The sequence below is a fragment of the Vibrio aestuarianus genome, from assembly GCF_028858425.1.
Taxonomy (GTDB): domain Bacteria; phylum Pseudomonadota; class Gammaproteobacteria; order Enterobacterales; family Vibrionaceae; genus Vibrio; species Vibrio aestuarianus.
Window position 1 is genome coordinate 2,174,389 of the sequence record NZ_JAKNYQ010000001.1, and the last position, 15,018, is coordinate 2,189,406.

Here is a 15,018-nt window from a genome sequence, read left to right on the forward strand (position 1 = left end):
ATTTATTAGCTAACCTTATCTTCCATAGTGAATACGCCGCTATGATGTTCAAGGTTCTGACAATAGGTATTTCCCGGCACCTTTTTAGCCTCATACATCGCTTCGTCGGCAAGCTTCATCAACTTGTGGCTATTTTCCGATTGTAGTGGAAAGTAACTAATGCCAATACTGACACCAACGTACAACACCTCATCGTTAAACTCGATCGGTTGCCCTATCGCTTGGATCACTTGTCTAACTTTTCGATAAACAAACTCATAGTCATCGATAAGATCTAAACAGATCACAAATTCATCGCCCCCCAGCCTACCAGAGAAATCCGAGCGGCGAATACTTGCATCTATCCTAATCGCAACCTGTTTCAAGATTTCGTCGCCAGCGCTATGTCCTTTACTATCGTTAATCTCTTTAAAATTATCTAAATCCATGAAAAGAAGAGCAAGTTTTACCCCCGTCCTGTTCGCTTTGATAATCGCACTCTCCAGCGATTTTTCAAACGCTCGGCGGTTACGCAGACCAGTTAACGGATCATGTTCAGATAAAAATAGTAATTGCTTTTTCTGTTTTTGCAGTTCAGAGGTTTGACGGTCCACTTCCAACTGCAGTTCATCTTTGGTAATGGTCGTTATCTTTAACGACTCTTTCATACGGTTAAAGAAATCAGCTAAAGCCTCAAACTCAGCATCTAAGCTTGCCGATACAATTTTACTGTTCAAGTCTCCTTGAGCTAATTCAAAAATACCTTGTTTGAGTGAGGCAAATCCGGCTTTGAAACGTTTCAATATAAGCCAAGCGATCCCACTAACTAATATTGAAAAAAACAATAATTTCAAGGCACTCGCAACCACAGTAGCACGCTGGCTGTCGGTGCTTCGAATCAAAACAGATTTTTGTAGATAAAACAATTCTTCAGTCATGCTTTGTACCAACATGTTGTAGCGAGAATGCAAAAGCCCTTTCGCATTGATATATGAATTTGATACTGTCTGTGAGATTTGATTTGAGGCGAGAGTTTTTTCTTGCTGTAGCAATACCGCTAAACTGGTATTCATCCGTTGTAAATTGGTAATGTGTTTTTCCATCATATGGTGGTTTGATAATTTCTCTGACAAATTTTGTTGGGCAATCTCCACTTGCTCCAAGCTCGCGTCATCAGAATACTGCAAAAATATCCACAACTGGCTACGCAATAAATCCACACTCTGTTGAATTTGTATAATATCTTCTAACTCTTTTTTAGTGTGTTCTTGCTCTGTCAATACACTCCATAACGAAAAAACAATTAGTAGCACAAGGAAGAAAGTGGAGGCGAACAACAATGTCAGCTTTCGAGAAAGTGAACTTATCATTTGATCGATACCTCACTATGCAATACTTCTTCTAGCGGTTTAGAAAATAACACTGATCTAAAATCGGGCTTATTACCCGCAACTAAACGTGCATCAATAGCCCACCGAGCCTGCAGTTGAATATTTGATAATAATGCATTGCCCAAAGACAAACGAAAGACATAATCATCCCACGACCACTTTAGCTGATGTAACCGTATGCCAAGAGCCTTAGAAACAATCAGCATCGACTGCTCAGTATTTAGGCTGATCCATTCATTGGCATCTTTTAACGCGAGTAAAATTGAAACAATTTCATCATGTGAGCTGTAAGCGGTTTCTTTCATCGAAAGCAAATTAAATGACAAATGATAGATCCCAAGTAAACCTAAATTGAGTACATCAGATGACGCAGTCACTTCCGTTTTATAACCGTAAGGTTCCCAAGCTGAAATGGCATCCACCTCAAATGCAAACAGAGCTGAGTTAAGCTCTTGTGCTGGTAAATACACTTTTTCAACGGGCATATCTTTCAGATCATTGGCGATCAAAAGAGAGTCAAAATAAAATTCACTCGCACTGGCTTTAACTATCCCAACACGCTTTCCTTTCAGATCACTTAACTTGCCTATTTCCAACGACTCTAAGGTCAATAATTTTAAATCGTTGTCCGACTCAACAAAGCTCGTCAACAATGCAAAATCATCTCGCTTAAACAGTTCAAACACGACTACAGATTCTGAAGCCGTAGCATAATCAACCTGACCTTCAAATAATGCTTGAGAACATGCAACCCCGCCCATACAAGGAATCAACTCAACATTAACTCCATGTTTAGCAAAAAAACCTTGCTGAAAAGCAATAAAAAATGGTGAAGATAGCGGTGTTTGAGACACCCCAATTTTGATTATTCTATTATTCGTCAGCGTCTGTTTTTCATGTCCCTTAACAGCCCACAACAGTGTGATGACCAACAATACAACAATCGATATGACGACCTTGCCAACAACGCTTGCCTTTCTCTTCATAGTGCCCACAGCCAACTTATAAAATGAGTTTTATATAAGATAGTTTAGCCATGAATTGAAATAATTCTAAAGCAAAGCGCAATATAATAATGTTTGAATATACCCCTCCTATTTGAAGCTGCAGCGGTATTGGCTACATTCGCTCACCCCAATCACATAGTTTATCTATGCTCATGGGGATGAACTCACTGGCCGCCTACCTGCAACTTCAAATGGTTTGGGTATAAATTATGAAGATGAGGCAACAGGCAAAAGTATCTAGGCTAATGCTCACTAAAGATATGCCTGAAGGTTAGCAATGCGTATAAACGCAAGCTTTAAGGAGAGAAGTACACAAACTCTTGCTGAGCGGAGCTCCGGCACTTCTCATGTATTCACTACAGCAATGGAAAAACCTTTAAATTTTAAAACCATTGATAGAATTATTGCGATGCCTTTCCTCTTGCCGAGCGTTTACCAAAATAATAACCGAGCCCAAGAGGAGCAAAGAAAATAGCGATAATAAATAACACAAAATAGACAATGGTACTTTTGATTAATTCGATCAACTTATCCATGGCTAAAGTCAGTATATCTTGCGATATCACCTCTAGATCTTGAGCGAATTTCTCTCTCTCATCCGATACAATAACAGCTAGTGCTTTACGCTCTCGTTCGACCATATTGATCAACTCAATGCGCTCTCTTGCAACCATGTCATCCAATGCTTGCCTTTGCACACTCAGTTGTGCCAGTTTTTCGTCTGTTTTAGTGTCAATATCATTCACTAATGGTTGTAATTCAATCGCCATTTGTTCCGCTAAGTTACGCATGTAATCAGGATTATTTTCAATAAAATTTTGAAAAGCATCAGAACTTTTTCTAAGGCTATCTAATGTTATCGTCAGCTCTTCAACGCTCGCATTACTATTGAGAGCAAGCAGTTTTGCTTTCCACGACATCAGCTTAAATGTTTGATCTGAAGCCAAGCTGACACGGTCAGAGATATCACCAAGCGCTTCTGGCATCGACCCTAACGTAGTGACCACTTCATCTGCGTCGATATTGTTTGCTACTAACCACGCTCTATAGGCAGGAGTGCGCGGAAAAGTTAAGTCAGTAAAAGGATGTGCTTGCGAGAATTGAGTAACAAACGCTTGGCTTTGTCGGTAAGCATCGCCTTTGAGTAAAGATTTTGCCAGTTCATCGATACTGTTTTTCAACTGAATGGATACATTTTGTGCATGCTCAGTTTTAAACAGTGAATCCCCAGCTTGTGATTGGAAAAATTGCTCCATTTGATAAGTAAATACCCAGCTATCTATCAGGGCTGCCATAGGCGAAACCTGATAGGCAGAACGCTGCATACCTTCTTCAGCGTTAATCTTCCACAGTAATACGTAAGACTGATTCACTTGATCATTACTGTCGTATGTTGCTGCAATGTCATCTGCAGACTGTTCAACCAGAGAGAAAAACTGTTGCGCATACTCTCTAGTCAAAATTCTCGTATTCAGTTCTTGCTTGGTTAACGGTGTTGGGCCATCAAGTTTTACTTCCAATAATGAACAGGCACTAAGCCCCATGACGATAATGAACGAAATAAAAACGCGATAAAAGAACATGATGACCTCAAACCTAACTGATTGTTGCTATTGATATATACCCAAACCACTTGAAGTTGCAGGTAGGCAGAAAGTGAGTTCATCCCCATAAGCATAGATACACTATGTGATTGGGGTGAGCGAATGTAGCCAACACCGCTGCAATTTCAAGTCGGAGGGTATAATGAATTTCCAGCACAGTATAGCGTTTGGGTTATGGAAGTCAGTATATTTTCTGCCACAGAAGCGCGTAGCCAATGGCTGCAAGCACGTTATGAGTGTTAGCTATTCCTCATGGCTTTGCTGTTATGCACGGAAAAACACGCCGAGTAGCACGCGAACTTTGATAATGAACTCGATTCAGATTACTAGATAAGCATTTGCCGTTCTTGGTTGGTGCGTTGTTTTGCCATTTCTAATCTCCTTTGGGTTGGAGAGTTGATCTTATTATTCGTGCTGAAAGATCAGAATGTAGGGGTTTATGACGTGCTTGCTAAACATCGGTAATCGACCCAACATAAAGTTTCACAAATATTCTCGTGATTATTCCTATTTGAAAAATAACAATAAGAATACTCGACAATAAGAATTAGGCAGTCTAAATGAATACAATGAATACAATGAAATTTCCTACACTTACAATCGGATGCGACCGTAAGAATGATCCTCATCATGTCAAAAACCATCATATAAAAGGGTTAATAAAAGGGTTAAATGTTCGTATCAAATGTATACGGTCTTATAATGACCGCATAGGATCTATATCTGGTAGGCAGCTGATTGAACAGCTGAATAACATAATGAAGGCCAAGACACGTATAGAAGAGCTTCAAAAAAATGACCCAAGTATGAAAAAATCTAAAAGTAAAAAATTAAGTGAACCATTGAATAAGTTGAACAAGCTTCATGGTTCGTTTGCTGACGAAGCGATCAAGAGAAGTGGTAAATCAACAAATGTAAGACCTGAGCAGCCACTTTACGCACGTTATAAGGATACCCCTACAAATTCTTATTGGAATACAACTAATATTCGTAAGGCCTTGTTACTTGTGAATGATCCTAGGTTACTTTTGAATGGTGCCAATTTACTTTTGAATGGTGCCAATTTACTTTTTAATGAAGCAAGGTCAATTTCGCATGAAGCAAAGTCAATTTCGCATGAAGCCATGTTAAGTTCGCATGCAGCACTTTCGGACGATGACTTATTATCTCGACAAAATGGCCTAAGTATTAGACGTAAACAATTCCGTGAACGATCTAATGAGTTGACCGAGTATTGGGGTTCGTTAAATGAAAAGATGTTCGAAAGAAGTTGTAACTCAACAAGTACAATACCTGAAAAGCCACTTGACAGACGTGATAAGAATATCTACACGGATAAAGCTGGGTTAGCTTTGGATGAAGCCAAGTTACTTTTGGATGAAGCCAAGTTACGTGTGCTAACTTCTTAACTAGCATCATGGGTATTACTCTAGACAAGCGCTTTCACGGCACTTTATGGAACGCTAAGAAACTGTAACTCATTGATTTTTATAATCTTTAGATAAGAAAAAAGACGTCCTGAGACGTCTTTTTTCTTGAGTGTGGGAAATTATTCGCCATTTTGATCCCTCAAATAATACCTGAACAAAGCTCAATTTTCGAAAAATCTAGGTATTACTTTTGGTCGATAACTGCTTAACTTACATCAAGTTAAAGATCGAAATGATAGGGGAAATGATAACAAAGTAATACCTGATTTAGTGCTCAAAAGTAATACTAGCATCAAGTAGGAATACTGGGTATTACTTTAGGTATTACTCTAGACAAGCGCTTTCACGACACTTTATGGAACGCTAAGAAACCGTAACACATTGATTTTAAAAATCTTTAGATAAGAAAAAAGACGTCCTGAGACGTCTTTAAACTTGAATTTGGCGGTGAGCAAGAGATTCGAACTCTCGATACGTTGCCGTATACACACTTTCCAGGCGTGCTCCTTAAGCCACTCGGACAACTCACCGTATTTGATTGTGTTAACTGCATCAGTCAACGAGGCGCTAATTTAATGATTATGGAGAGGCAGGTCAAGCCAAAATCTTAAAAAAGTCCACACCATCAGCGCGTTTGGTTACTTATTAGCTTATTAGTTGAAATCAACGACAATAGCTGCGTGCTAAATATGCAGTTACATACTTTGGTAATAGCCTGGCACACGAAACCATCGGCGGCACATATCCAAGAAATAACCATATAACACACCCATTCCACATGAAACGATAGCGTTACTTGAAACAGCCGTAATAATTTGTTCTGTTGATGCCCCAACAACCAAAAGAATGGCCGCATAAACAGGTGATTGGAACAAAACGAATGCAATTAAATCTGAAATGTTCTTCATCAGGTTTGAATTCGACCACTTCCGCCCTAAACGTAAAACGAAATCTCGAAACACGCCATAAGGCCATGCGATAGCAATGTTGACAGGAATCGATAATGTTCGAGATGCTAACGATTGTTCAAAAGTCATCCCAGAGATAAAAATCTCAATGATCATCCCAGAAACAAAGCAAAAAACGACCATTGCAAATGTGTCAGCAGCAGCATGACGAATACAAAATGGGCCACGAGCTTTCATTACCTTCCTCAACAACATATATATCTACAAAAAATCACCCACAGGCAATACATAAAACTAGGTCATAGCAAAAGACCAGCCGATAAGGCAATTAGAACATATAAATTGTAGATTTAATCTCCAATTTTAATTGAGTTAGGTAAATTTATAACCAGTTTTGAAATTAAAACTAGAATCTAACGCTAATTTTTAAATAAATGTTAAATTAAACAATATTTAAGTCACTTATTAGTAAGTTAATTACAAAAATCAGCAAGTAAAACGGTTAAGACATCCACTTGTTGTGTATTGGGTAGCTTATCGTTTTCTAAGCTAATTTGGATACTCTGCAAAGCATCATGTAATGGCGATGACTCAGCAATGCAAACGTGCGCGGCTAACTTTTTGACGGTGGTTAATGCCAACTCAATTTCTTGATTTTCAATCGCCATATGAAAAGTAACCAGTGACTCTTCTATCGAACCAGCAGCCATCTGCATTGAGGATTTTGGCTGAAATTGGTACAGCTTTTCAGCGTATTGATAAAGTGCGTCATCAAGTTCATTTTCATGAACTGGCTTAGCGATAATATAGTCTGCACCCGCTGCTAGCATTCGCTCTCGAGTTTCTTTAAATACATCAGCGGTACAACCAAAAATTAATACATTATGATTAATTTCTGATAGAGACCTAATACAAGAAATGGCTTCGATGCCATCCATTACTGGCATATGGTTATCCATTAAAACAAGATCGAATCGCTCTTCAGTGAGTGCCTGTACGCCCAGTTTACCATTTTCAACACAGCGGCAAATAAAACCCTTATTTTTCATAAAAGTCTCAATGATGATCGAATTCGTTCGATTATCTTCGACGATTAATGCTTTAAGGCCTTGATAGTCAAGTTTACGATGAGTTTTAACTTCGGTTGGAGCAGCCGAAGCCTCTTCGATAGCGAGCATGACATGAAAACTACTACCGATACCAACCTCACTTGCTACCGTTATATTACCGTTCATAAGCTCTGTTATCTGTTTGACAATTGCCAGCCCTAAACCTGTACCACCAAAGCGCCTTGTGGTTGACGATTCAGCTTGTTCAAAGGGTCGAAATATCTTTTCTTGCGCTTCTTTAGCAATACCAATCCCAGAGTCTCTAACACGGATAGATAAATAGAGTTGCTCATCGACCCACTCTTCTTTTAAGTAGACATCAATGAAACCACTTGATGTGAATTTAACGGCGTTGTTCAGTAAGTTAAATAAGATTTGTCTCAGTCTAGCTTTATCCGAGAAGTACCAGCGATCGCTCGCTACCTCGTTGTGTATATTAAATTGAAGCCCTTTTTCATTACACAAGGTGTGATAGACACTTTTGATACTGCCAATCAATGAATCAAGTGGGAAACGACTATTATCGAGTTCTAAATGACCTTGCTCGATCTTTGAAAAATCAAGGATCTCATTCAATAAGGTCATCATATGCTCACCTGACTCATACAAACTATTCAAGTTCTGTCGTTGTTGAGTCGAAAGTTGAGTTTTCAATAATATTTGCGCTGTTCCGAGTACACCATTCATTGGGGTTCGAATTTCATGAGACAACGTCGCTAAAAATGCGCTTTTAGCTCGGGTTGATGCTTGAGCTTTCACCTTTTCCGCTTCAAGGTAGACCGTTTTCTGATTAAAAGTATCAACTAACTGCCGTATTTCATCATTACTGCGGTAAGGTATCTCGATAATGCCGCCTTCTTTTGAGTCAGCAACTTTTTTCGCAATAACGACGATTGGTGTAATCAAATATTTGTTTAACAAGTAATAACCAATCATTACACAGGCTAAAAGAAAGGGAATAATACGCGCTTCTACATTAGTGACCAGCTCATAAACCTCATCATTCACTAAACGGTTAGCGTTTATCACGTCAACTTGCCACTGAAAATCACCAAAATCAAAACGACTGATATATGCTCCATTGCGAATATTGAAGTTATGTTCAGAGATGATGGATCCATCAGAATCACTGAGCGACATACCGAGGTCATACCGCTCAGCTTGAGCAGCAAGAAGCTTAGTCAAGCCATGTAACGAGATATCAACAGTAGCGACACCAGCGAACTCTCCGTTGACATAGTATGGCGAAGAAGCGGTGATCATTTGAATATGGGTATAAGAATCAACGTAAACTTGTGACCACGCCACACTTCCTAATGGCTGCCCTTTTACCTCGGTATACCATGTCTCTTTATCGTACCCGCTCACTGCTGGATTATTCCAAGAGAGTAACTTGTCGACTTGACCATCAGATGCTCGGTTATAAAACAGGCTACTATATTGTTGAGCGGGATCGACACTATAAGGTTTTGGCCATAGCCCGCCACTCACAACGATATTATCGAGTATCGAGAACAGTGAATGTAGCAGACGGTCTTGCTCTGCTTGGCCGTTTGCAGACTGTCCAATGCTGACGACGCTTTGCAGTATGCCTATTGAATTATTTAGTGGTTCTCTAATTTGTGCAGACAATATTTCAGCACGTAGATCTAAATTTTGTTTGAGTTCAGCACGCAGAGGAGATTCGACAACCCAGTAGGTAATCGTTCCGATGGTTGCAATAAAAAAGCAAAGATAAAACGCCAATGCGGTGATGCTTTTCTTTCTAAGTGAGCTACGTACTTTCATAAGCCTTTGAACTTTTTCTTTTGTACAAATTATAGTGAAGAATCCTGCCAAGCAAGATATTGATTGTATGAAACAAGTCTTTACCGCAATAACTTTTGTTAAATTGGCATACAACGACTATTTAGAGTTAAGATACTGCTAATTATCTAACAACTCATGGACTTTGTTTTGACCTTACAAACACTCCTATCGCAACCTGAATTAGAAGATAAGCTATTAAACGAAGCGAAAACACGTGGTTTTGTGACAGCAATGGCTTCTGCTCCTAATATTCTACCTCCTGAAGAATGGTTACCCTTCTTGTGGGGAGGTGAAGAAGTTGCACCTTTTACAGATGGTGAACAGCTAGAAACGTATTTTCAGCTTGTTATTGATATATGGAACTTATATCGCCCTGCTTTATTGAACGCCAATTGGACATGGCCAGAAGGCTGTTCCTTAGATGAAGAAGAAATTGTTACGGATGACGTCCGTGATTTTTGTGAAGGCTTTTTACAAGGTTGGCAACTGGCACGAGACGACTGGGAAACCTTGATGCCTGAAGATAGCCAAGACAATGCACTACTTGGTGGCGTACTACTATCTTTAAGCATGCTGTATGACCCAGAAACATCATTAGTAACGCTTGCTGAACAAGGCCTACAAGGATTAGATCAATTTGAAGAGATCTACAATGCAATACCTGTAATGCTGTGCGGCTTAACCCAACGCGGTGTACAGTTAGCTGAAAACCAATAACGGTAGCTTTAATTAACTTCGTTAATGGTACTCACATAAAAAGGCTCCAAGGAGCCTTTTTTGTATTGCTTCAAGTTAAAACTAAGCATTACCTTTAACTTGAAGGTTTAACTGTTCAGCGAAATCCAACATGCGATTAAGTGGGATCAGTGATTTTAATCGCAGTGCTTCATCGACAAAAATTTCGTGATCATCACCACCTTCTTTGAGCGCAGCTTCAATGGCTTTAAGGCCATTCATTGCCATCCAAGGGCAATGCGCACAACTACGACAAGTCGCCCCCGCTCCTGCGGTTGGTGCCTCAATAAGCTCTTTCTCAGGCACTAACTGTTGCATTTTAAAGAAAATGCCTTTATCCGTTGCTACTATCATCTTTTGCTGAGGAAGCGATTTTGCTGCTTTGATCAATTGGCTTGTCGAACCGACAGCATCCGCTAATTCAACCACGCTGGCTGGCGACTCTGGGTGCACCAATACGGCCGCATCAGGATATAGAGATTTCATTTTGCGTAAAGCGTCTGCGGAGAATTCATCGTGGACCACGCATTCGCCTTGCCAAAGCAGCATCTCTGCACCGGTTTTATTAGCAATGTATGACCCCAAATGGCGGTCTGGTCCCCAGATAATCGGCTTATCTTCTGCATCTAGGTGTTCTACAATTTCAAGAGCAATACTCGATGTCACCACCCAATCCGCTCTTGCTTTTACAGCAGCAGATGTATTGGCATAAACCACGACAGTATGATCAGGATGAGCATCGCAGAACTCAGTAAATTTATCAGCAGGACAACCCAAATCAAGAGAACATTCAGCTTTTAGTGTTGGCATAAGAATGCGTTTTTCTGGGGTTAAAATTTTCGCAGATTCTCCCATAAAACGAACACCAGCAATGATTAGCGTACTTGCTGGGTGACGGTTGCCAAACTTCGCCATTTCTAATGAATCACCGACAAATCCCCCCGTTTCTTCTGCCAATGCTTGAATTTCAGGATCGGTATAATAGTGTGCAATTAGCACTGCATCTTTTTCTTTTAATAACTGTTTGATGCTAGCGGTATAAGTTTGCTTTTCTTCAACCGTCAAAGGAATAGGTTTAGGTGGAAAAGGATATACAGTTTCAATGGTGTCTAAAATGTGGCTCATTGCTCTTGCTCTATGCAACTTCCAAGAATTCGAGCATTGTACACCCGAACCTAAGTGTGAATCAAAAGTGATTCTTGTAACAATAAGCAAAAAAAAGAGGCCTTCACGACCTCTTATTATTAATTCAAATTCTCTTTGGCAACATTTGCCGAAGCACTGGTCGGGTATTCATCAATAACTTGTTGATAATACTTGTTCGCTTGGGCTGAATTATTGTTACGTTTAGCAATATCACCTAACTTCACCAATGCATCTGCACGTTTATTGGATTCGCTATAGGTAAGCACGGCTATAAAGCTTTGCGCTGCTTCCTTGTCTTGCTTTTTCGCAAAATAAAGCTGTCCTAACCAATAATGTGCATTAGGGGCAAAGTTTGAATCAGGATAATCTTTTTGGAACTGTTGGAACGCCGCAATGGCACCGCTGTAGTCACGCTTCTTCAGAATCAAATCAACTGCATTCTGATACGCTGTTTGTTCGTCCACATTGCTGCTGAATGTACCTTCCACTGCCGCATCAGGTGATGTAGTAGGAGGTGCACTACCCGTAGTTTTCATTTCACTACGAACACGGTCTAGTTCAATGAACAATTCACGTTGGCGCTCTAGCATTTGCTGCATATCATAGCTATTGCGCTCAAGCTGCCCACGTAATTCACTGATTTCTAAGGTCATATCGTCAAGCTGTTGCTGCATTTTCAACTGCACACGGTTGCGGTTTTCAAGCAAGCGTTCAAGACGCTGCACATCCGTTTCAGACGAAGAGTTTTGAGCGCGAGTAGCGCTAGAAGAAGAGCTATTGCTGAGGTCAGATACTGGAGCTGGTGCAGCGAGCGTAGTGCTCGCCGCACTTGCCAGTAACGTAAGCGTAACAATGCGCTTTAAGTTACTGAACATGAGGCAATCCTCGATTAGTACACTAGAACAGCGCGGCGGTTCTTCGCGTATACATCTTCAGATTGACCTAGAAGAAGCGGTTTTTCTTCGCCGTAGCTGACAATAGCGATTTGATCAGCTTGAACACCTAGCGCTTGCAAGTATTTAGCAACAGCTTGTGCACGACGCTCGCCTAGTGCGATGTTGTACTCAGGAGTACCACGCTCATCAGCATGACCTTCGATAGTCACTTGCATCGCTGGGTTTTTGCTTAGGTAAGCCGCATGTGCAGCTAACATGTCTTCGTAGTCGCCAGCAATTGCCGCGTTATCAAATGCGAAATAGATGGTTTGAGTTTCACGAAGAGCTTGCTCTTTTAACTCTTGTTCAGAAAGTTGTGCATTCTCATCGATCGGAGAAACAACCGTTGTATCAACGTTGTTTGCTGAACCTGAAGTAGACTGGTTAGTTTCAGAACCAGAAGCGTTAGTTGCTTCATCGCTTGAACTACATGCAGTTACTGCAAGTACTGGTAGCGCAATTAGTAGCCCTTTAAGAACTTTGTTAAGTTGCATCTTATTTTCCTTACTTTTTATTACTTACTTGCTATAAAAACGGAGACCACGCAGGAGCTCTAACGCGCCCATTTGTTGCCGGTAATCTAGCTTTGAAACGCCCATCTATAGACACCATCGAAAGTACATTCGTTTGGTTATAAATTGAGCTGTATATGACCATGCCGCCATTGGGTGCAATACTTGGAGACTCATCGAGCAAAGTCTTAGTAAGAATTTGCACTGAACCTGTTTCCAAGTCTTGTTTTGCCAGATTAAAACCAGAATTACTTCGATTCACCATCACTAAGAACCGACCATCAGGCGTAATTTGACCACCTAAATTTTGGCTGCCTTGCCACGTAATACGGTTGGTCGAGCCATTGGTCAAATTTACTTGATATATCTGTGGTTTACCACCCCGATCCGAAGTAAATATTAGAGATTTACCATCAGGATGCCAGAATGGTTCCGTATTATTTGATCTGCCACTCGTTATTGGTTTCAGTTTACGAGTAGCCAAATCCAAAGTGTAAACCTGCAAGCTGCCGGTTTTTGAAAGCACAAGAGCTAAACTCTTACCATCAGGTGAGAATCTTGGAGCGCCATTATGACGAGGATAAGACGTAATTTTTTCTCGTTCGCCAGTGTAGATATTCATTAAGAATATTTCTGCTTGGCCATTTTGAAAACTGACATAGGCTAATTGCTTGCCATCTGGTGACCATGCAGGAGACATTAGAGGTTGCTTAGAACGTAAAACCAATCGCTCGTTATAACCATCATAATCGGCAACCCTTAGCTGATAAGGGTACTGCTCTTTATCGTTTACCACGACGTAAGCGATACGCGTTAAAAATGCACCTTTATCGCCAGTTAACTCTTCATAGACAAGATCTGAAATTCTATGCGCGTACTCGCGCATGCGGTTCGCAGGAACTGTCGCGACTTTATTAAATAGCACATGATCTTTAGAAAGTACTAGCTGCCCGTCATTGCTCAGAGCTTTGCTTTGACCTTGGGTCAATTGACCTCGCACTACATCAACTAACTGATAGTTAATGACGTACTGACCATCCGCATTTTGCGTAATGCTGCCAGTCAATAGTGCATCCACCCCAATGCGGCTCCAAGCATCGAATTTGATATCTGTTTCGCTGTATGGGGTTTGCGGCATTTTACTGGTCGCAACAGGGCTAAATTTACCACTGCGTTGTAGATCAGAAGCGATAACTCCTGAAATATCTTGAGGAAGTTTTGTTTTACCTTCCCACTTAAACGGTACTATCGCAATTGGCCTTGCCGAGTTGATACCATCGGTAATAACAAGCTCCAATGCTGCGTTAGCAAGCTGTATATTACTTGTCAGTACAAGTAAGCACCCTAACATCAATCGCTTTAACACAAGCTCTTCCTTATTTACTCTGGTTCTACAGTTAAATTAATGTTCTTTAATTTCTCGACTACATCGGGAGCATCTTTTGGTAATGGAAACGTCCCCACTTGGGCAACTGCACGCTTTGTTGCAGCGCACAATCGAGAGTCTCCACCAACAATGTTTAAGTTACCAACAATCGCCCCTGTTCCTGTTGGAATTAGGCGTAAATTCACCTTGCACTGTTTACCTTTAAAGCTATCTTCTAGTAGTAAGTTTTGCTGGATAAGCTGAGTATATATTGCTCCATAGCGTTGCGTTTCACTCATTACAAACTGAGAACGTGCTGAGCTATTTAGCTCGGTCTCCGTTTCTAAACCTGAGAAAATACTATTTAAAGCCGCTTCTTGCTCTTTACGTTCACGCTCTAGGCGTTCTAGACGTGCTTTTTCTTTGAGGGCTTTTTCTTGAGCCTCTTTAGCGGCCTTCTCTTTAGCTATACGCTCCTTCTCGGCTCGCTCTGCCGCTTCACGTTCTTTGCGCGCTTTCTCTTTAGCTTCAGCGGCCGCTTTTTCTTTCGCTATACGTTCTTGTTCTGCTTGTGCAATTGCGGCCTGCTTCGCTAGGCGTTCTTGCTCGGCCTTCTTGACCGCCTCTTCTTTAGTTTTTCGTTCTATTTCGGCTTTAGCAGCTCGTTCCTTTTCTTTGCGTACTCGCTCTTCTTCAAGTTTACGCTCTTGCTCTTTTTGAACGCGCTGCTTTTCTGCTTCTCTCGCCGCTTTTGCTTCTTTCGCTTGCTGCTCTTTGAGCTTTCTAATCCGCTCTTCTTCTGCCTTGCGATTTTTTTCCAATTGTTCACTTTCTCGACGTAATTTATCGAGTCGGTCTTGCTCTTTTTTCGCTGCGGCTTCACGTTGACTACGAATTTGCTGAGCTTGCTTTTGAACCAATTGAGGATCAATCACAACAGCCTGCACCATTTGTCCCGTTGGTTCCGGTTTCGATAATGTGAAATCAGTGCCCCACAACAAAACAACAATCAGAACCACATGCAAAATAGTGGAAATGATGATTGGCTTTTTGTAGTCGTTGTTTTTGGACTTATTATCTTTCATGA

12 protein-coding genes and 1 tRNA gene are annotated in these 15,018 nt (G+C 40.8%); 2 read left to right on the forward strand and 11 right to left on the reverse strand.

All coding sequences use genetic code 11. The features are described from left to right. Nucleotides 1-5: 5 nt before the first annotated feature. From MCT08_RS10010 to MCT08_RS10020, 3 genes are all read right to left on the reverse strand, one after another. The gene (locus tag MCT08_RS10010; RefSeq protein ID WP_274678346.1) at nucleotides 6-1,349 is read right to left on the reverse strand and encodes a diguanylate cyclase domain-containing protein; all 1,344 of its coding nucleotides are present in this window, start codon (nucleotides 1,347-1,349) and stop codon (nucleotides 6-8) included. Further along, on the reverse strand, nucleotides 1,346-2,356 hold the full coding sequence (locus MCT08_RS10015) for an ABC transporter substrate-binding protein (protein WP_420883308.1): 1,011 nt from the start codon (nucleotides 2,354-2,356) through the stop codon (nucleotides 1,346-1,348). Before MCT08_RS10015 ends, MCT08_RS10010 begins: the two co-directional genes overlap by 4 nt. Before the next feature lie 422 nt (nucleotides 2,357-2,778). Next, nucleotides 2,779-3,960, reverse strand: a complete 1,182-nt coding sequence (locus tag MCT08_RS10020) for a chemotaxis protein (RefSeq protein WP_168522502.1) — start codon at nucleotides 3,958-3,960, stop codon at nucleotides 2,779-2,781. A gap of 581 nt (nucleotides 3,961-4,541) precedes the next feature. Here MCT08_RS10020 and MCT08_RS10025 point away from each other — a divergent pair. Beyond that, a complete protein-coding gene (locus MCT08_RS10025; RefSeq protein ID WP_274678347.1) occupies nucleotides 4,542-5,390 on the forward strand; it encodes a hypothetical protein in 849 nt (282 codons plus the stop codon). 463 nt (nucleotides 5,391-5,853) lie between these two features. On the opposite strand, the gene MCT08_RS10030 is transcribed toward MCT08_RS10025, so the two are convergent. The 3 genes from MCT08_RS10030 to MCT08_RS10040 all read right to left on the reverse strand — a co-directional run bounded on the left by MCT08_RS10030 (nucleotide 5,854) and on the right by MCT08_RS10040 (nucleotide 9,216). Beyond that, nucleotides 5,854-5,941: transfer RNA gene (locus tag MCT08_RS10030), tRNA-Ser, on the reverse strand. A 165-nt stretch (nucleotides 5,942-6,106) separates the two neighbouring features. Next, nucleotides 6,107-6,556 (reverse strand): L-alanine exporter AlaE, encoded by a 450-nt coding sequence (locus MCT08_RS10035; protein ID WP_053310045.1) that lies wholly within the window; start codon nucleotides 6,554-6,556, stop codon nucleotides 6,107-6,109. A gap of 236 nt (nucleotides 6,557-6,792) precedes the next feature. After that, nucleotides 6,793-9,216, reverse strand: coding sequence for a hybrid sensor histidine kinase/response regulator (locus tag MCT08_RS10040; protein ID WP_274678348.1), 2,424 nt, complete (start codon nucleotides 9,214-9,216; stop codon nucleotides 6,793-6,795). 156 nt (nucleotides 9,217-9,372) lie between these two features. Here MCT08_RS10040 and MCT08_RS10045 point away from each other — a divergent pair, with 156 nt between their 5' ends. Beyond that, nucleotides 9,373-9,954, forward strand: coding sequence for a UPF0149 family protein (locus tag MCT08_RS10045; RefSeq protein ID WP_420895669.1), 582 nt, complete (start codon nucleotides 9,373-9,375; stop codon nucleotides 9,952-9,954). Nucleotides 9,955-10,035: 81 nt separating this feature from the next. Here the strand turns inward: MCT08_RS10045 and nadA are convergent, their stop codons facing one another. The 5 genes from nadA to tolA all read right to left on the reverse strand — a co-directional run bounded on the left by nadA (nucleotide 10,036) and on the right by tolA (nucleotide 15,016). Then, nucleotides 10,036-11,097: a quinolinate synthase NadA gene (gene nadA, locus MCT08_RS10050; RefSeq protein ID WP_053310047.1), complete on the reverse strand. Its 1,062-nt coding sequence runs from the start codon at nucleotides 11,095-11,097 to the stop codon at nucleotides 10,036-10,038. Nucleotides 11,098-11,216: 119 nt separating this feature from the next. Further along, nucleotides 11,217-11,993, reverse strand: coding sequence for a tol-pal system protein YbgF (gene ybgF, locus MCT08_RS10055; RefSeq protein ID WP_168522511.1), 777 nt, complete (start codon nucleotides 11,991-11,993; stop codon nucleotides 11,217-11,219). 14 nt (nucleotides 11,994-12,007) lie between these two features. Beyond that, nucleotides 12,008-12,547 (reverse strand): peptidoglycan-associated lipoprotein Pal, encoded by a 540-nt coding sequence (pal, locus tag MCT08_RS10060; protein ID WP_168522513.1) that lies wholly within the window; start codon nucleotides 12,545-12,547, stop codon nucleotides 12,008-12,010. 31 nt (nucleotides 12,548-12,578) lie between these two features. Beyond that, nucleotides 12,579-13,916 (reverse strand): Tol-Pal system beta propeller repeat protein TolB, encoded by a 1,338-nt coding sequence (gene tolB, locus MCT08_RS10065; protein ID WP_210731391.1) that lies wholly within the window; start codon nucleotides 13,914-13,916, stop codon nucleotides 12,579-12,581. A gap of 29 nt (nucleotides 13,917-13,945) precedes the next feature. Next, a complete protein-coding gene (tolA, locus tag MCT08_RS10070; RefSeq protein WP_274678349.1) occupies nucleotides 13,946-15,016 on the reverse strand; it encodes a cell envelope integrity protein TolA in 1,071 nt (356 codons plus the stop codon). Nucleotides 15,017-15,018 lie beyond the last annotated feature (2 nt).

Coding starts and splice junctions, on each gene's coding strand:
- MCT08_RS10010 (WP_274678346.1), bottom strand. CDS start 1,349: ATGATAAGTTCACTTTCTCGAAAGCTGACATTGTTGTTCGCCTCCACT.
- MCT08_RS10015 (WP_420883308.1), bottom strand. CDS start 2,356: ATGAAGAGAAAGGCAAGCGTTGTTGGCAAGGTCGTCATATCGATTGTT.
- MCT08_RS10020 (WP_168522502.1), bottom strand. CDS start 3,960: ATGTTCTTTTATCGCGTTTTTATTTCGTTCATTATCGTCATGGGGCTT.
- MCT08_RS10025 (WP_274678347.1), top strand. CDS start 4,542: ATGAATACAATGAATACAATGAAATTTCCTACACTTACAATCGGATGC.
- MCT08_RS10035 (WP_053310045.1), bottom strand. CDS start 6,556: ATGAAAGCTCGTGGCCCATTTTGTATTCGTCATGCTGCTGCTGACACA.
- MCT08_RS10040 (WP_274678348.1), bottom strand. CDS start 9,216: ATGAAAGTACGTAGCTCACTTAGAAAGAAAAGCATCACCGCATTGGCG.
- MCT08_RS10045 (WP_420895669.1), top strand. CDS start 9,373: ATGGACTTTGTTTTGACCTTACAAACACTCCTATCGCAACCTGAATTA.
- nadA (WP_053310047.1), bottom strand. CDS start 11,097: ATGAGCCACATTTTAGACACCATTGAAACTGTATATCCTTTTCCACCT.
- ybgF (WP_168522511.1), bottom strand. CDS start 11,993: ATGTTCAGTAACTTAAAGCGCATTGTTACGCTTACGTTACTGGCAAGT.
- pal (WP_168522513.1), bottom strand. CDS start 12,547: ATGCAACTTAACAAAGTTCTTAAAGGGCTACTAATTGCGCTACCAGTA.
- tolB (WP_210731391.1), bottom strand. CDS start 13,916: ATGTTAGGGTGCTTACTTGTACTGACAAGTAATATACAGCTTGCTAAC.
- tolA (WP_274678349.1), bottom strand. CDS start 15,016: ATGAAAGATAATAAGTCCAAAAACAACGACTACAAAAAGCCAATCATC.